At 61.2% G+C, this 16011-nt stretch carries 17 protein-coding genes; 9 read left to right on the forward strand and 8 right to left on the reverse strand.

The features are described 5' to 3' along the window. Positions 1 to 108 precede the first annotated feature (108 nt). The 3 genes from DFR67_RS21255 to DFR67_RS30290 are packed head-to-tail and all read right to left on the reverse strand — an operon-like array spanning position 109 to position 1992. A complete protein-coding gene (locus DFR67_RS21255; RefSeq protein WP_158540007.1) occupies positions 109 to 699 on the reverse strand; it encodes a nuclear transport factor 2 family protein in 591 nt (196 codons plus the stop codon). Beyond that, positions 696 to 1529 carry an LLM class F420-dependent oxidoreductase gene (locus DFR67_RS21260; RefSeq protein ID WP_110471486.1) on the reverse strand — a complete coding sequence of 278 codons (834 nt, stop codon included), beginning with the start codon at positions 1527 to 1529 and terminating at the stop codon, positions 696 to 698. Before DFR67_RS21260 ends, DFR67_RS21255 begins: the two co-directional genes overlap by 4 nt. A 13-nt stretch (positions 1530 to 1542) precedes the next feature. After that, positions 1543 to 1992: a hypothetical protein gene (locus DFR67_RS30290; RefSeq protein ID WP_146240495.1), complete on the reverse strand. Its 450-nt coding sequence runs from the start codon at positions 1990 to 1992 to the stop codon at positions 1543 to 1545. 122 nt (positions 1993 to 2114) lie between these two features. Here DFR67_RS30290 and DFR67_RS21265 point away from each other — a divergent pair, with 122 nt between their 5' ends. After that, positions 2115 to 2633: a nuclear transport factor 2 family protein gene (locus DFR67_RS21265; RefSeq protein WP_110471487.1), complete on the forward strand. Its 519-nt coding sequence runs from the start codon at positions 2115 to 2117 to the stop codon at positions 2631 to 2633. 3 nt (positions 2634 to 2636) lie between these two features. Here DFR67_RS21265 and DFR67_RS21270 read toward each other — a convergent pair whose 3' ends face one another. Continuing rightward, complete coding sequence (locus DFR67_RS21270) at positions 2637 to 3608, reverse strand: alpha/beta hydrolase (protein ID WP_245938068.1); 972 nt, start codon at positions 3606 to 3608, stop codon at positions 2637 to 2639. A gap of 125 nt (positions 3609 to 3733) precedes the next feature. On the opposite strand from DFR67_RS21270, the gene DFR67_RS21275 reads away from it, so the two are divergent. The 4 genes from DFR67_RS21275 (at position 3734) to DFR67_RS21290 (ending at position 8050) form a co-directional block, all read left to right on the forward strand. Continuing rightward, positions 3734 to 4876, forward strand: a complete 1143-nt coding sequence (locus DFR67_RS21275) for an acyl-CoA dehydrogenase family protein (protein ID WP_110471488.1) — start codon at positions 3734 to 3736, stop codon at positions 4874 to 4876. Further along, on the forward strand, positions 4876 to 5964 hold the full coding sequence (locus DFR67_RS21280) for an acyl-CoA dehydrogenase family protein (protein ID WP_110471489.1): 1089 nt from the start codon (positions 4876 to 4878) through the stop codon (positions 5962 to 5964). Before DFR67_RS21275 ends, DFR67_RS21280 begins: the two co-directional genes overlap by 1 nt. After that, entirely contained in the window at positions 5961 to 7259 is a 1299-nt protein-coding gene (locus DFR67_RS21285) for a CaiB/BaiF CoA transferase family protein (RefSeq protein WP_110471490.1), read from the forward strand. Before DFR67_RS21280 ends, DFR67_RS21285 begins: the two co-directional genes overlap by 4 nt. Before the next feature lie 68 nt (positions 7260 to 7327). Further along, on the forward strand, positions 7328 to 8050 hold the full coding sequence (locus DFR67_RS21290; RefSeq protein ID WP_245938069.1) for a GntR family transcriptional regulator: 723 nt from the start codon (positions 7328 to 7330) through the stop codon (positions 8048 to 8050). A gap of 21 nt (positions 8051 to 8071) precedes the next feature. Here DFR67_RS21290 and DFR67_RS21295 read toward each other — a convergent pair whose 3' ends face one another. Continuing rightward, positions 8072 to 8875 carry an enoyl-CoA hydratase-related protein gene (locus tag DFR67_RS21295; protein WP_110471491.1) on the reverse strand — a complete coding sequence of 268 codons (804 nt, stop codon included), beginning with the start codon at positions 8873 to 8875 and terminating at the stop codon, positions 8072 to 8074. A 118-nt stretch (positions 8876 to 8993) separates the two neighbouring features. On the opposite strand from DFR67_RS21295, the gene DFR67_RS21300 reads away from it, so the two are divergent. Next, complete coding sequence (locus tag DFR67_RS21300; RefSeq protein WP_110471492.1) at positions 8994 to 9752, forward strand: SDR family NAD(P)-dependent oxidoreductase; 759 nt, start codon at positions 8994 to 8996, stop codon at positions 9750 to 9752. Positions 9753 to 9779: 27 nt separating this feature from the next. On the opposite strand, the gene DFR67_RS21305 is transcribed toward DFR67_RS21300, so the two are convergent. From DFR67_RS21305 to DFR67_RS21315, 3 genes are read right to left on the reverse strand one after another with little or no spacing between them, the layout of a single operon-like run. Further along, on the reverse strand, positions 9780 to 10457 hold the full coding sequence (locus DFR67_RS21305) for a response regulator (protein ID WP_110471493.1): 678 nt from the start codon (positions 10455 to 10457) through the stop codon (positions 9780 to 9782). Continuing rightward, on the reverse strand, positions 10454 to 11626 hold the full coding sequence (locus DFR67_RS21310) for a sensor histidine kinase (protein ID WP_110471494.1): 1173 nt from the start codon (positions 11624 to 11626) through the stop codon (positions 10454 to 10456). The genes DFR67_RS21305 and DFR67_RS21310 overlap by 4 nt, the downstream gene beginning before the upstream one ends. A gap of 48 nt (positions 11627 to 11674) precedes the next feature. Beyond that, entirely contained in the window at positions 11675 to 13810 is a 2136-nt protein-coding gene (locus DFR67_RS21315) for an MMPL family transporter (protein ID WP_110471495.1), read from the reverse strand. A 327-nt stretch (positions 13811 to 14137) separates the two neighbouring features. Here DFR67_RS21315 and DFR67_RS21320 point away from each other — a divergent pair, with 327 nt between their 5' ends. The 3 genes from DFR67_RS21320 to DFR67_RS21330 are packed head-to-tail and all read left to right on the forward strand — an operon-like array spanning position 14138 to position 15757. Next, positions 14138 to 14575, forward strand: coding sequence for a nuclear transport factor 2 family protein (locus DFR67_RS21320; protein WP_110471496.1), 438 nt, complete (start codon positions 14138 to 14140; stop codon positions 14573 to 14575). Between the two features lie 22 nt (positions 14576 to 14597). Beyond that, a complete protein-coding gene (locus DFR67_RS21325; RefSeq protein ID WP_110471562.1) occupies positions 14598 to 15374 on the forward strand; it encodes an SDR family NAD(P)-dependent oxidoreductase in 777 nt (258 codons plus the stop codon). Between the two features lie 26 nt (positions 15375 to 15400). After that, positions 15401 to 15757, forward strand: a complete 357-nt coding sequence (locus tag DFR67_RS21330; protein WP_245938070.1) for a nuclear transport factor 2 family protein — start codon at positions 15401 to 15403, stop codon at positions 15755 to 15757. The last annotated feature ends 254 nt before the right edge of the window (positions 15758 to 16011 follow it).

The raw sequence follows: 16011 nt of genomic DNA on the forward strand, positions 1-16011 counted from the left end.
CCAAAAGGACCCAATTTCGGGAGCGGGCCGCTGCCAGTACTCTGATCTCACCGATTCGTGTCCTTGTCGGCATTCAGGTTGTCGCCCTTGCGTGACTATACAGAAGCCTCACGTAACACTGTTTTTGACAAACGCCGAGATCGCTTTCCACTCGTCTGAGCGAAGATCTCCGAATGCTGATTCGGCAATCGAGTACGAAGGATCTTGTGCCGAGGACGCACCAGGTATTGCAACAGGAACCGGGATCGGAGAGATCGGTGTTGCCATATCGGCCAAGGCGGTCCGCTCTGCGATCCGCCAATGACCGTCAGCGCCTCGCTCGAATCGATCTACGTACCGTCCGTGGCCAATGAAGTTTCTCTCCAGGTCATCGTACGGCTCCTGCCAGTGGTGGGCGAGAACGTACGACTCTGCCACGGCAACATCCCCATTTACCTCGCACAGATGGTTCGCGATCACGTGACGTGTGCCTCCGAACTCCCTGAGGAGCGGAAAGCACCAACCTATGAACTCATCTGCGGTTCCGGCGAAGCCAATATGATGATCAATGGCGCCGTCGTGGTAGCAACTGCGGACGAGGTCCGCATCGATTCGATCGATGCCACGGCAGTATCGCGATACCACATCGAGAATTGCCTGGCGGTCCGCCAGGTACCGCACCGTCTCAGTTGCGTGTGCTGGGTCGGGCCCGTAATTCACAGGTTCAACCTCTCGGCGACCTCGTCCATGATGCGGAAGGCTTCTTCTTCGGAGCCGCCTCCGACCCCCCAAGCCGCATCAGTGACACCTGCGGCCTCGTACTCGTCGATCAGGTCGGGGTTTGGTGCGAGTGCCCGAATGATCGGAAGACCACTACGGCCGGCCGCCTGCCACGCCTGATTGAGTTCTCCGGCACGTGCCACGACGTCATCGGTGCGCGGAGTGCTCATCCAGCCGTCTGCATTCGCTGCGATCCACTCGATGGTCTTGGGCCCTGCTTCAGCACCGATTATCAACGGTATGTGTCCCTTGGGCTTCGGCCAAGCCCACGATGGCCCAAAGGAAATGAACTCACCGTCATACGATGCCTCGTCCTGGGTCCACAAAGCCCGCATGGCCTCCACGTACTCCCTGAGTACCGTGCGCCGCCGTTTGAACGGAACGTTGTGATTGGTCAATTCGTCAGCATTCCAGCCGAAGCCGGCACAGATACTGACCCGGCCGCCTGACAGATGGTCGAGGGTGGCAATCGTCTTGGCCAGAGCGATTGGATCGTGTTGCACAGGGAGGGCGACGGCAGTGGACAGGTGGATGGTTTCGGTGACGGCAGCAGCCGTCGCCAAAGCGATCCATGGATCAAGCGTTCGCATGTATCGGTCGTCCGGTAGGGATGCGTCACCCGTTCCCGGGTGCGGAGCATCCCGCTCAACCGGGATATGGGTGTGTTCTGGGACGTATATTGCGTCGAAACCCCGTTCTTCCGCTGCCACCGCAAGCTGTGCCGGCATGATGCCTCGATCGCTGGTGAAAATCACAACTCCATGTTTCATGGCCCGAAGCGTGTCAGAAGGCCCGATGTTGCGAAAAGGGTTCTCCCACTTGGTGGACGATCTTCGCGGCACTCTCGCGCATTTCATACAAGAGCATCGTCGTCGACGAAGGCTGAAGCGTGGTGTGCAATACCAGCGCCCTGGCGCTATTCAGACGGCGATGGGGGTAGCTTTCGCGCGCTTCGCGCATCAACTCAGCCGGGTTTGACCGCTGTTGGGCTCGGCGGCGTCTTCCCGGGCTTACAACAGCGATCCGAAGTGTTGGACCAACTTCAATTGGATCGTGATGGTCGAGTCGATCACCGCCTTCCGACCCACCGGCGATGAGTGCCCATGGACTGTTGCCGGTCGCGATAGCTCTGTCGCCGGCCAACTCGATGTGCGGCGTGCTCAACATGTATGCCATGTCCATGGCGCGCACTCGGCGCTCCGGAGCGGCGATGTCGGAGAAGTTCTGAGTCATGAATGTTCTCGAGTCGACGGGTCGCAGTCAACATATGAGGGTGTCGTGAGTTCAGCTACCGCAGCTCCCGCTCTGCAGGAACTGTGGTTTTCGCTTCGTGCTGCTCTTGCAACCATCGGCAGATGACCGACACAATTACGCTCTCACTACAAGAACAACTCCTCGCTCTAGAACAGATCAAGCGTGTGTTCGCCGCTCGACTGCGCTGCATGGACAACAAGCAGTGGCATCTGTATCCCAGTTTTCACACAACCGACGTGATTTCTGAGACCTTTGCGGATCTGCCGGTCGACGGGCAGCCGTCAACCGACGGTGTCACCAACCGAGTTGTCGGAAACGAACTGTTAGGCAAGACCATCGCCTCAGTTCTTGATGGCCACAAGAAGATCACGTCGGTGCACCATGGGCACACCCCTGAGATCGAGCTGACGTCGGATACGACGGCCACCGGGGTGTGGGCAATGGAGGACAAGCTCTGGTGGATCAATTCGGACGGTACTGAAGAGCATCTCCACGGCTACGGGCACTATCACGAGGAGTACCGGTGCGTCGACGGCAATTGGCTGATCAGCTTCCGTAGTTTGAGCCGCCTGCGCGTTGATGAAACCCCGCGCTTCCACGCCGCTGTCGCGGCGTCCTGAGCGCTACGCCAACACGGAGAACCGGGCGGCGGCGAGCGCCCCGATGTCAGCAATAGCCCGGCGCGCCCGGGTAAAGTTCGCTGTCTGCATAACAAATCCGTGCCCCACACCTGGGTATCGCAGAATTGCGGCAGGAACGCCGGCGTCCTGTAGCCGGCGGCCGTATTCTTCCACGCCGTCTCGGAGTGGGTCGTTGTGGCCGCATGCCACGATGGCCGGCGGGAGGCCCGTCAACGTTGCTGCCAGGGCCGGCACTCCGTATTCGTCGTCTGTGGTCGGGTCCTCGCCCAAGTACATATTTTTCATCCAGTCGACGTCTTCCGCCGTCAGAAATGGACTCTGCCCGAACGCGCGCATGGATTCACGATCCTGACGACGTTCTACGCCTGGATAGATGAGAATCTGCTGGGCAAGTGGGGGACCACCGGAGTTACGGGCACGTAGGGCCGTCGCGGCCGCAAGTCCTCCGCCCGCACTGTCTCCGCCGACCCCGATGCGGTTGGGGTCGATTCCCCATTCGTCGGGCTTGTCATACACCCGGCAGGCAACGGCGTAGGCGTCATCATTCGCTGCGGGGTAAGTGTGTTCTGGGGCCAGTCGGTAGTCGACGTTGACAAGCACGGACTGCGTTGCCTCGGCCAACTCGCGCGCCAGCCGATCGAAAGAGTCGAGCGTGCCCATGATCATCCCGCCACCGTGAAACCAGATCAGTGCGGGAGCGTTCTCTGTCGGGACGCGGTGTGGGTGATACACGCGTACCGGAACGGGCGCGGATGGGCCGTCGATACTCGTGGAGCGCACGGTACGCATATCCGGCCCGGGCGGGCGTTCAATGGATTCAAGCAGTTTGCGTGCCTGGTCGACTCCCAAGTTGCGAAGTGGCTCAGCCCCTTTGAGGAGGTCGACCATTGCTGCAACATCTGGATCCCACGAGTCCCCGAGTGAACTTCCAGGGGCAGAAGTCTTCATGTGCATGGGCTGAGACTAACCAAAATGCTGATCGTATGTGTAAATATTATCCAATCCTGTAGGTTCGGTGCAGTATCTGAGAAGGAGGTCGCATGGCGTCACTTGGCGCTGTTACGGCACGAGAAGTCGCGATGGCAGAATCCCAAGGCCCCACCCCTCTGTCCGACGAGCGGCTTCGCGGTGAGGTGCGCGCCTTTCTTCACGAACAAGCTGACGCTGGCGAGTTCGTGCCACGGTGCGACAACTGGATGTCCGGATTTGATCCAGCTTTCAGCGCGCGCCTCGGCGACCGCGGATGGGTGGGGATGGCGATTCCGGTCGAGTACGGAGGCCAAGGCCTGAGCCCCCTCGATCGGGTGGTGGTCGCCGAGGAGTTATTGGCACATGGAGCTCCGGTGGCCGCTCACTGGATCGCGGACCGGCAGATGGCGCCGAGTCTGCTTGCGCACGGCAGTGACGATCAGAAAAAACGTTACCTTCCCGGAATTGCTTCTGGAACAACTTATTTCGCGATCGGTATGAGCGAACCGGATGCCGGGTCGGACCTTGCAGGAGTCCGTACCCGGGCAGTCGACACCGGAGACGGATGGGAGTTGACCGGAACCAAAGTGTGGACAACGGGTGCCCACCTGGCTCACGCGATGGTGGTTCTCGCCCGAACCGACGGTAGCCCGACCGATCGGCATGCGGGACTGTCTCAGTTCGTTGTCGATCTGCCGAACGCTGGTATCGAGATCAGGCCGATACGAAGTATCGATGGATCTGCGCATTTCAACGAAGTCATCTTCCACAAGGCCCGGCTAGAACGGTCGGCGCTGCTCGGTACGCGCGGCGATGGTTGGAAGCAGGTGATGAGCGAATTGGCTTGGGAACGGTCAGGTCCGGAGAGATATCTGTCGACGATGCCACTGCTACGCGCGTGGGCGGACCGGCTGCGCGATCGAGGCGCCACCGACGGGCAACGTCGGACCCTCGGTGAACTGACCGCTCGGGCGTGGACGTTGCGCGAGATGTCTCTCAACGTCGCTCGTGAACTGTCGGCCGGGCGTCGGCCAGACGTAGCAGCGGCCATGGTCAAAGATCTGGGTTCGACCTTCGAAGGGGACCTGGTCGACGAGATCAGGCAATCGAGCTCGTCAAGCGCTCGCATCGGATCCGGGGATCCTTTCGCGTCGATGCTCGCGGACGCGGTGCTGCATACACCTGCGTTCACACTTCGAGGCGGCACCAACGAGATCCTGCGTTCAATCGTCGGCCGTGGATTGGAGACGTGATGGACGACAGGGACTATCGGATGGCTCTGATCGATGCGGCCAACGCCATCATTGATCGGAACCTGGGTGCCAACGAGGTCCCGGCCAACGATTTCGACCGCCGAGTCTGGGCGGAATTCACCGGAGCTGGGTTTGCCTCGCTCGACGTACCTGAGGACATGGGCGGCAGCGGCGGCACATTGGCTGACGCGCTGGACATCGTCACGGTGGCTGCGCGTCGAGGAGCCCTGACACCGATCATCGAGCACGGGGTCTTGGCCGCCTGGGTCGCTGCGCAGGCAGGGATGGCGCTACCGGACGGAATCTGCACACTCGCTGTCGTGCACGAGGCAATCGTGGATGCCGGAGCTGACGGCAGTCTTGTCCTGAACGGGGTAATCGAAGCTGTTCCCTGGGCTATGGAGGCGGAATCGATTGTTCTGCTGCTGGATTCCGACCAGGCTTCACAGCGCCGAATCGCTCTGGTCGCCACGGGAGATGGGACTGTGCGGGTGCATCCGGGCACTGACCTCTCCGGTGTGCCGCTGAACGACATCACCTTCACCGCAACAATCCCCGCGAAGGTCGCCGCCACTGACACAACAACCGAGACTCTGCGACGGCGGAGTGCGCTCGCCTACACCGCAGCCATCGCAGGCGCCTCCCGGCAAGTCTGCGACCTGACGATGCGTCATGCTCGCAGCCGGACCCAGTTCGGGCGGCCGTTGGCGAAGTTTCAGGCGATCCAGCAAAAACTGGCTCAGCTCGCTTCGGTCACGGCATCTATCGAGAACGCCGCACGAATCGCAACCGCGGGAGGAACCGATTTGAAATCGATTGCTTCCGTTGCCTCTGCTGCCGTCGCGGCCTCGTCAGGCGCCCAACAGATCGGCGCGGCCGGACATCAAATCCACGGAGCGATCGGTTTCACATCCGAGTGCGGACTCGGCCGAGCCACCACGTCGCTGTGGTCATGGCGGGACAGGCACGTTTCTGCCGACTACTGGAGCGATCGACTCGCCGGTGAGGTGCTCGACGAGGGGGCCGGCGTGTGGGATCTCATCACAGGTCGTCTCGACCACGAAGTCGACGGGGGTAGCGGCGCATGAGCGTCTTGAGTCGTTCTGGGGATGGCGTCCCCATCGACGGTCGTGCCGCATGGTCGTCGTCGAACACGAAGGGCGTACTCGCCGGTCTTCGTGTTCTCGACCTCAGCAGAGTTCTCGCCGGCCCGTTGACGACGCAGATGCTCGCCGACCATGGAGCTGACGTGCTGAAGGTCGAGGCGCCTGAGGGTGACGAGACCCGGATGTGGGGACCGCCGTTCGACGACGACGGATCGAGTGCGTACTACGCCGGTCTCAATCACAGCAAAGACAACATCACCCTCGATCTGCGTGCGGAAGCGGGGCGGGCGATACTCGCGCACCTTCTCGACGCGGCGGATGTCGTGGTCGAGAACTTCAAGGCCGGCACCATGGCCAAGTGGGGTTTTGACTACGAGACGGTCCTTGCGGCATCACGGCCGGACCTCGTGTACTGCCGTATAACCGGCTTCGGAGTGGACGGGCCGATGGGTGGACTGCCGGGCTACGACGCGGTCCTGCAGTCGTACGGCGGCCTGATGAGTGTGAACGGCTATCCCGACGGCAACCCGCTACGCGTTGGAGTGCCGATCGTCGACATCGTGGCAGCGAACATGGCGTTCAGCGGAACTCTGTTGGCGCTGTTGGATCGTATGCGGACGGGACTCGGCCAGTTGGTTGACATTGCACTGCTCGACGCCGTGGTGTCGATCTTGCATCCACACTCGGCGAATTGGATTGTCAGCGAGGCGATCCCGCGGCGTACCGGTGACCTACATCCCACCGTCGTCCCGTACCAGGTGTTCCCGACCGCGGAGGGAGGGTTCTTCGTCAGCGCAGCCAACGACCGTCAGTTCGCGCGACTCGTTTCGGTTCTCGGCATACCTGAGCTGTCAGAGGATCCGAAATTCATGAGCAACGGCGGTAGAAACGAGAACCGCGATGCTCTCATCGGTCTCCTGACACCACTGATCGCACAATGGCCGAGAGACAAGCTTGCAGCGAAGTTGACGGCGGCGGGTGTTCCGTCGAGTCCTGTCAACAACGTCGAACAAGCGTTGACTTCACCCCAGGTGCTCCACCGCGAACTGTTCATCGACCGCGAGGAGTACCGTGGCCTCGGCGTCCCCATTTCGTTGAGCCGATCAACCACACGGGCGCCGGAGCGTGCCGTCGCCGCCGGCGCGGATACCGATCGCATTCTGCGGTTGATGGGGTACCGCGAGGGTGAAATCGACGTCCTACGTTCGGAGGGAACACTTGGCGGGTGTCTCGTCGAGTCCACTGGGGCAGCGACCGACATGGATCTCCAGCCATGAGCGACAATGGTGCCGGGAGACAGCCTGAGGTTGGCTCAACCTGAAGTTTCGACCCGAGGGAGGTTCCTGTGCCGCGCCGGCCCGACAGTGCCCTGACTGCGACATCTTCGTCAGCATCTGACCGTGCGGCGTCTCGTGTCGTCGAAGAAATCGAACATCTCATCATCAGTGGCGAGCTACTCCCCGGTCAGCAGATTCGCCAGGAAGACATGGCTGTGCGACTCGGTGTCAGCCGACTACCGATCCGGGAAGGCCTGCGCCAGTTGACTGCTGAGGGACTCGTGCGTCATGTCCACAACGTCGGTTACACGGTCGCACGGTTGGAGCAGTCCGAGTTCGACCAGATTTACCTCATGCGTGCCGCGCTCGAACGCGAGGTGCTTGCCACGCTGCCGGTCTTCGACGACAACGCTCTGCGCGAGATCCGCGACTGCGCCGACCGCGTAGAAGCAGCCGGTGCTCGAGGTGACTATCTGGACATGCGACTGGAAAATCAGGCCTTCCATTTCGCGATGTTTGATCGGTCGCCACTCAACTTGGTGGTCGGGGAACTGCGACGGTTGTGGACTTTGGCGATGCCTTACCACGCGGTGTATCTCTACGACCCGGATGGACGGGCGCGTGTTGTCCGCGAGCACGAGAAGATGATTGAGGCACTTTCCATGGGTGACAATCAGCGGTTGGCTCAGTTGATGGACGAGCATCGCCGCGGTGGCGAGGCGGTCAACGGCATGGCCCTGCGAGCCGGAACGCCTCACACACCGCGGCGAACACGCTCACGCTCCCGCTGACGTAGACGTGCTCGAGTCGCGTTACTTTGTCTTCGGGCCTCGGGGAGACCATGCCTGCTCGCCCTTGCGTGACATCGACCACATCTGGACCCCGCGTTCGACTTCGAGTGCCGACGACCACGAGATCGCGGGCGGGCCCAATTCCAGACGCGCACTGCGTAACACGCGACGCGTCAATTCCGGATCGGTGGTAGCGGCGACGACGAGTTGATCGACGAGCGCAGCCACGTCCGCTGCGGCGACACATGCGTAAGCCAAACCGCGATCGGCAGCTTCCTTGCCGGTGAGGGATCGGCCGAATCCCGCCATCGCGATGGTCTCCGACCACCCGACCGCTCTCCCGAGCAGGGACAGATGTCCGCCACCGGGATGGATGCCGCGCGCGAGGAACCCGCTGTCGAGCTCGGCGTCAGGAGTGACGATCATGAGGTCGGTTGCCAAAGCAAGGTTCAGTCCGGCTCCGACTGCGCCACCGGTGACCAGGGAGATCGACGGTACCGGCAGCGTACCGATGCGAACAAAGGACTCGTAGATGGCGGACGTCCGGGCGACTGCTTCGGGCGACGATGCATTCGCCGATGACGCCGCGAGGTCACGAGTGTCTGCGCCACTGCAGAAATAGTCGCCCACAGCGTCGATGACGACTGCCCCGATGGTGTCGTCTCGCTCGACCTCGTCGCAGAACACCACGATCCTCGCTGCCATGTCGAGGCTGATGGCATTCTTTCGGCGGGCGTTGTTCAGTGTGAGACGAGCTGTCCCGGTGTCGAACTGGGTGAGAACGGGGCATCCGCCGCTGGAGTCGTGTGTTTCTTCGATGGTCATGACCGGAGTGTATTGGATCCATTTTATTATTCAAAAGTGATTGACAATATGCATGGACCAGTGTTGCCTGAGGTGCAACTGATCGGATCGAACCGGTCTTGTATGCGAGGGAGTGCGAATGTTCAGTTTGGAGGCACGAGTTGCGCTGGTGACCGGTGCCGGACAGAGCGTGGGAGCTGGCATCGCCACAGTTCTGGCAAGGCAGGGTGCAACCGTGATCGTCAACGACCTCACGATCGACCGCGCGGAGAAGGTGGTTGCTGCAATCGCTGAGGAGGGCAATCATGCGCTCGCTGCGGGCTTCGATGTCACCGACCTCGACGCAGTTTCAGCGCATGTCCGGGAGTCGGAAGCCGCACTCGGACATCATGTCGACATCCTCGTGCACAACGCTGGCGTCGCGCTCGAACGCACGAACAAACGCTTTCGCGAGTTGACCCCCGACCAGTGGTCGCCGTCCATCGATCTCAATCTCTATGGGCTGCTGAACACAACCAGAGTCGTCCTTGACGGCATGTGCGATTCGGGCTGGGGACGAATCGTCCAGGTTTCTTCGGGATCGGCTCGGACCGGTCAGAACATCGGGGTGTCGATGTACGCTGCCGGAAAGAGTGGTGGCGAGGGCTTCATGCGCCATCTCGCAGCGGAGGTGGGCCAGTTTGGCGTCACTGCAAATATTCTGGCGCTCGGGCACCAGAAGAACCTCGAAGAGAAGATGCCGCCCGAAATGATCGATCGCATCCTCGAGACCATCCCCATCGGCAGGCTCGGTGATCCCATAGAGGTCGGCGCAGCGTGCGGCTACCTGTCATCAAACGAGGCCGGCGGTCTCACCGGCCAGACGATCGACTTCAACGGTGGTTCGCAAACTCGCTGAGCACGGCTCGGTCGGCCACCTCCCCCTTCATCCGTCTCGCGGTGTGATGCGTACGAGTCCGGTTTCGTAGGCGATGACCACCAACTGTGCGCGGTCGTGCGCCTGAAGTTTGGACATTGCTCGATTGGCATGCGTCTTCACAGTGGTCTCGCTGATGTACAGCGACGCCGCGATCTGTGAATTCGTGAGGCCGGTCGCTATCAGACTCATGATTTCGCGTTCACGTGCCGTCAGCCTTTCGAGCTTTGAGGGGACGGAGCCCGAGCTCAGTTGTGGTGCAGCGAGATAGCGTTCTATCAAGCTTCTCGTCGCCGTCGGTGACAGCAGTGCGTCGCCAGCAGCCACCACGCGCATTGCATCCAGAAGGGCACTCGGAGAGATACCTTTCCCGATGAAGCCCGACGCCCCGCCCCGCAATGCGCGCGCGACGTATTCATCCTGTTCGAAAGTAGTCAGGATGACGATCTTCACGCCCGTCAGTTGTGGGTCAGCCGTGATGATCTCAGTGGCACCGAGTCCGTCGGTGTCCGGCATGCGGATGTCCATCAAGACGATGTCGGGTACATGTTGACGGGTGAGTTCGATTGCCTGTCGACCCGTTCCCGCCTCCGCCACAACAGTCATATCAGCTTGTGAATCGATCAGCAGGCGGAACGTGCCGCGTAACAATTCTTGATCATCTGCGAGAATGATCCGCATTGTCATGATGTGCCACCTGAGAGCGGCAGCACTGCATGGAGTGTGAAGCGCCCGTCGCTTACCTGAGTGGTCGTCCAGCCACCAACGGATTGTGCGCGTTCACGTACGCCGATTAATCCAAGCCCCGTTCCCGATCCCCGCCGACTTGCGTTGTGGTCATTGACGAGTTTCAGGTGCAACTCATCGCCGGTGAACTTCAGTCGCACGTCCACGATGGCTCGGGTGCTGTGCTTACCGGCATTGGTGAGTCCTTCTTGGAGAATCCGGTAAGCCGTGAGATCGACGGCTTCATTTCGGTGTACATAGAGCCCTTCTTCGGCGTAGGAGACCTCCATACCTGCCGAACGGAACGACTCGATCAGCGAATCTCTTTCTCCAAAAGACCTCCTCGGTTCGAGGGGAGCCGGTTCGTCACCGTCCTTCAAGAGCATCACGGTGGCTCTGATCTCTTCGAGTGCCCGGCGGCTGTTGTCCTCGATCTGCCCCAAAGCGTCGTGCGCCTTCTCAGGGTCGGCGGACATGAGGTATCGGGCAACGCCGGCCTGGGCGTTGACCAGCACGATATGATGAGCGACGTCGTCGTGCAGGTCGCGTGCGATCCGAACTCGTTCATCTCTCACCCGGCGGGCAGCCGCTGTTTCTTTGGTCGACTCGGCCTGAACCGCACGCGCTTTGAGCTGCTCTACGAGGCCTCGGCGGCTTCGCGTCGCATCGCCTATGGCAACGGCAATGATCGCGAAGTCGAACGGGACGAGGTGTACGACCGTCGGGCCGCCGCCGGTCTGCCACATCAGCGAAGCAAGCCCGAGAAGGCTTGCGGTACAGATCCCGACGGTCCAACCGGCCCACCGATCGAGGTGACTGGTCAGGGTATAGAGCGCGATCAAGCTCGCAATCGGTAGCCATTGGGAAGTCGGTGGAAATGCGAGCAGAAGCGCATCCAAGGTGACCGCAGCAAACAGTGTGAACACTGGATGCTGTCGCCGCCAGATCAGGGCCAATGCCGCGGCGAGCCCGATAGACACCCGTGCCAGATCAGGTTGGTGCCAGCCACCGTCGAAGAGCGTGCCGGTGAAGGTCTGAACCGTCGCGGCGGTGACGGCGAGGACGATGTCGCCGATCGTGGGGCGACCCACCGACAGGCCCGGACGGGCCGCATGCATGTAACGACGCATTCTCCCAGTCTGTCCTACTGAGTCTTGAGGAGATGGAGAGTTGTGCACCTAGCTGCCACCAGCAGCCTCGGCCGTGGTCTCTCGTGCCGCGGACAGCTCAGAGTTGTCGTCGCCGTTGCCTTCGATCGAGACGTGGGGTAGTCGCCGATCGAGGGTTTTGGGCAACCACCAATTCGCTTTCCCGAGTGTGTGCATGATGGCAGGTACGAGAGCCATGCGGACGATGAAGACATCAAACAGGACCGCGACCGCCAGGCCCAGGCCGAACTGGGCAATGAGCCGGACTCCGCCGCCGGCGAAGGCTGCGAACACGCAGAACATGATGGACGCGGCAGCGGCGAGCACGGGTGCGGTGTGGGTTTGCCCCACGGTCACTGCCCAGAGGTTGTTCTTGTTTCGTCCCCATTCCTCATGCATACGACTGACCAGGAACACCTGATAGTCCATTGACAGACCGAACATGACACCGACTATGAGAACAGGGACAACCGGCTCGATCGGTGCCGCAGATCCGACCCCGAGGAGGTCGATGCCGAGTCCGCGTTGAAAGACCAGCACGATCGCACCGAAGGCGATTGCAATCGTGATCAGGTTCAACACCGCGCCAACCGCTGGAATCAAGACACTCCGGAACGCCAGGACCAGCAGAACAATGCCGAGAATGCTGATGATGGCCAGCAACCGGGGGATCTTCGAGGACAGGTCAGAGGCGAAGTCGGCGTTGCTCGCGGTCACACCAGCGAGGGTCACATGCATGGAGGTGCCCTGCTCTGCCCGCGGAAGCAGGTTGTCGCGGAGATGATCGACGAGTTTCGCTGTCTCTTCGGATTGAGGTGACCCGGTCGGGATGATGGTCACCGACGAAACACCCTGACCGGTGCGCGCCGGTGCCAAGGGCTCGACTCTTTCGACGCCCTCGACAGCTGGCAATTGAGAAACCAGACGATCGAATGCGCTGAGTGACTGTGAATCTGGGGTATCGGCGGTTAAGATCACCGGCCCGTTGAAGCCTGGCCCGAACCCATCGGAAAGCATGTCGTACGCCTGCCTGCTGCTTGTAGATTCAGGTTGGCTGCCGGCATCGGCAGACCCGAGCCTGATATCCAGTGCCGGAAGCGCGAGAGCTGCCAGGAGCAGGAACGCGACCAGCGCTGTCAGCTTCGGACGTTCTGCCACGGAGTCTGCCCACCGCTTCCATCGACCTTCGTCGTCGGCCTCATGCCGGCCGGCCGCCAACTGCGCGCGCTGGCCCCGCCCCAGGACCCGCGTTCCCAGCAAACTGACGATTGCCGGCAACAGGGTCGTCGCGGACAACATGGTCAAGAGAACCGTCAGTGCCGCACCCAGCGCCATGCCGCTCAAAATCTGCACACCCAGCGTCAACATTCCCAACAGAGCGACCACAACGGTCAGTCCCGCGAAGATAACGGCTCGCCCGGAGGTATCCAGGGCCTGCGCGATCGAATCGCGGACGCACCGACCACGCATCAAACCGCGCCGGTGTCGGTAGACGATGAAGAGTGCGTAGTCGATACCGACACCCAATCCGATCAGAGCCCCCATTGTCGGCGTCGTGTCCGGAAGGGTCATGACGTGGCTGAGCAGCATGGTTGCGAACAGCGCGGTGAGAACTCCGGCGACTGCAACGATGATGGGTAGCAGACCCGCCCACAGGGACCGGAACATGAGCAGCAAAATGGCCAGAGCCGCTCCGACTCCCACGATTTCACTCCAGATCGAGATCGAGATAGGGTCATCGAACGCCTGCCCACCTAGGGCGATCGAGACTCCCTCTATGCGGGCGTTCTCGGCGAGGGATTTCACTTTCTCTATGGCGGCCTCGTCCGCGTTCGGCGCAAATGTCACCGTTGCGTAGGCGGTGGTTCGGTCGGCGCTGATCTGCTGTGACGCCGGCTGATTGGGGCTTTTGACCGACGCGACGCCGCGTTGTTGACCGATGTCGGCTATCAAGGGGTCAAGCTGGTCCTGCACTGACCGATCGACGCCGGACCCGCTGTCGCTCGTCCAGACGATGTTCCCGGTCTTGGCCTGATCGGCGGCTGTGCCGTTGTCGAAGGCTGCCCCGCCGGTCAGTGCGGCCGCACCGAGTCCCAGCGCAGCAACCAACCACACAAGAACAACAGCTATCCGGTGTGCGTGACACCACCGGGCGAGAACAGACATGAGACCTCCATCGAATAAGCAGCTGCGAAGTTTCGCGAAGCCGCCAGACCGTGTGGGCGTCGTGTAGCGCCTGCACCCAATCATCGAATCGGATCTGATCTCCGATGTCGTTCGGCAGGAGGATGAACTCCGACCTACTGCGATCGCAGTAGGTGTTGTTCGAGGTTGCCAAGCTTGACTGGGCAGTGGTCGCGACGAGCGGTTGCGGCCTCCCTGTCAGTGGGACACATTCTGCCGATGGCACCGCGCCGGCCGTTACGTTCGCCCTGGCGCCTTGGCACCCATGTACGTCACGACGGCGTCCGAGATCAGAGAAGGGACTGGCCAGTGATAACTGACAGTAGAGACGAGCGAGACATCTACCGCAACATCGTGCTCATTGCGCGGGCCATGGATGAACGGAACTGGGGTGAGATCGAAAAATTGGCCGTCCCTGATGCGACCGGAGACTTTGGCGACGGAGCGGTGTCCTCGGCAGCAGAAATCGCCGCGCTGCTCCGTCGTTACCTCGACGACTGTGGACCCACTCAGCACCTCATCGGAAACGTCGTGATCGATGTGACGGGGGATACCGCGACCAGTCGCGCCTACGTTGCCGACATGCACCTCGGGGTTGGCGACCTGGAGGGCCAGTACTTCCGAACACTCGGTGACTATCACGACAGCTGGGCTCGGACTGCTGACGGGTGGAAGTTGACAGATCGCACCAAACACCACAGCGGAATGATGGGCAACATCGCAATCCTTGCCCATGCAATGAACTGACGACGATATGAAGGAGCACGAAGTGGGCAGGCTAGAGGGAAAGATTGCGATCATTACCGGTGGCGCTCAGGGTATGGGCGCGGCCACGGCCCGGGTGATGGTAGAAGAAGGGGCGAAAGTCGTCATTGCGGACCTCGCGGAGGAACCGGGTAAGGCACTTGCAGCCGAACTAGGTGAAGCGGCTTCGTTCTGTCGACTCGACGTCAGTGACGAGTCGGACTGGCAGAGCGTGCTTTCGCACGTTCTTGAGTTGCACGGAACGGTCAACGTTTTGGTCAACAATGCGGGTATCCAGTACTTCGTCGGTGTGGAAGATATCGAGGCAGAAAAGGTCATGCGCCTGTTCTCGATCAACGTCCTTGGCTCGATGTTGGGTGTGAAGACTGTGGCGCCGGCCATGAAGAAGGCGGGCGCGGGCGTGGTCGTCAACATCTCGTCGCTCGACGGCTTCCGAGGTACCAACGGCATGAGCCCCTACGTTGCAAGTAAGTGGGCGGTCCGTGGGCTAACGAAAGCACAAGCGCTGGAACTCGGACCGGTCATTCGGGTGGTCTCCGTGCACCCGGGTGGTGTGAACACTCCGATGGGCAATCCAACCGGAGACACCGGTGAGGCGTTGAATGCTCCGTACGGTCGAGTCCCGTTGCGCCGCATCGGTGAACCGATCGAAGTAGCCCGAGTCACTGCCTTCATGGCCAGCGATGACGCGAGCTACGTGAGTGGCTCCGAGATCGCGGTCGACGGTGGGTGGACCGCCGGGCACTATCACGTCGGGCTGCCCGGCGGACCGGAGGCGTGAGCGATATGGCGAGCTCAGAATCAATCATGAAAGTCATCTACAAGTACTTGGCGACGGCCCCAATGGGGACCGGCGCAGAGATTGCCGCGTTGTATGCACCGGGGGCTCGCGTCGAGGATCCGGTGGGTACCGCGGCGCATGTGGGCACCGATGCCATCACGGCGTTTTACGATTCCGTTCGAGGTGGAGAGCGCACCATCGAGTTGCTGACGCTACGAGTGGCTGCCGATACGGCGGCGTTTCACTTTCGAGTGACGACGGTCATCGAGAACACAACGATTGTTGTCGAACCCATCGATGTGATGACATTCGATGACCAGTCGCAAATCACGACAATGCGGGCGATCTGGTCGCCCGCCGATGTGGTGACCTCTACCGCCTAGTTGGCGACGACGGAGCTCGACAGCACGAGCTGAATAGCTGGCGGCTCGACAGGCGGTGGGCTGAACCCGGGTGCTACGCACCCGGGTTCTTTCTATTGTGTGAGAACTCAATTCGGTCGCTCCCTGGTGGGGTCTCCGGCCGGATGAGGGGCCAGTAGGCCACCGCCCAACAGTTCGTCGAAGAAAGCTCACGGTGTTCTCCCATTGGACGGGAACCTCTATAACGCACCGGTGTGATCGTCCGCCCATAATCA

Origin of the sequence: Williamsia limnetica, from assembly GCF_003217475.1 — a bacterium.
In the GTDB taxonomy this organism is placed as follows: Bacteria; Actinomycetota; Actinomycetes; order Mycobacteriales; family Mycobacteriaceae; genus Williamsia; species Williamsia limnetica.

Coding starts and splice junctions, on each gene's coding strand:
- DFR67_RS21260 (WP_110471486.1), bottom strand. CDS start 1,529: ATGAAACATGGAGTTGTGATTTTCACCAGCGATCGAGGCATCATGCCG.
- DFR67_RS30290 (WP_146240495.1), bottom strand. CDS start 1,992: ATGACTCAGAACTTCTCCGACATCGCCGCTCCGGAGCGCCGAGTGCGC.
- DFR67_RS21265 (WP_110471487.1), top strand. CDS start 2,115: ATGACCGACACAATTACGCTCTCACTACAAGAACAACTCCTCGCTCTA.
- DFR67_RS21270 (WP_245938068.1), bottom strand. CDS start 3,608: ATGCACATGAAGACTTCTGCCCCTGGAAGTTCACTCGGGGACTCGTGG.
- DFR67_RS21275 (WP_110471488.1), top strand. CDS start 3,734: ATGGCAGAATCCCAAGGCCCCACCCCTCTGTCCGACGAGCGGCTTCGC.
- DFR67_RS21280 (WP_110471489.1), top strand. CDS start 4,876: ATGGACGACAGGGACTATCGGATGGCTCTGATCGATGCGGCCAACGCC.
- DFR67_RS21285 (WP_110471490.1), top strand. CDS start 5,961: ATGAGCGTCTTGAGTCGTTCTGGGGATGGCGTCCCCATCGACGGTCGT.
- DFR67_RS21295 (WP_110471491.1), bottom strand. CDS start 8,875: ATGACCATCGAAGAAACACACGACTCCAGCGGCGGATGCCCCGTTCTC.
- DFR67_RS21300 (WP_110471492.1), top strand. CDS start 8,994: ATGTTCAGTTTGGAGGCACGAGTTGCGCTGGTGACCGGTGCCGGACAG.
- DFR67_RS21305 (WP_110471493.1), bottom strand. CDS start 10,457: ATGACAATGCGGATCATTCTCGCAGATGATCAAGAATTGTTACGCGGC.
- DFR67_RS21310 (WP_110471494.1), bottom strand. CDS start 11,626: ATGCGTCGTTACATGCATGCGGCCCGTCCGGGCCTGTCGGTGGGTCGC.
- DFR67_RS21315 (WP_110471495.1), bottom strand. CDS start 13,810: ATGTCTGTTCTCGCCCGGTGGTGTCACGCACACCGGATAGCTGTTGTT.
- DFR67_RS21330 (WP_245938070.1), top strand. CDS start 15,401: ATGAAAGTCATCTACAAGTACTTGGCGACGGCCCCAATGGGGACCGGC.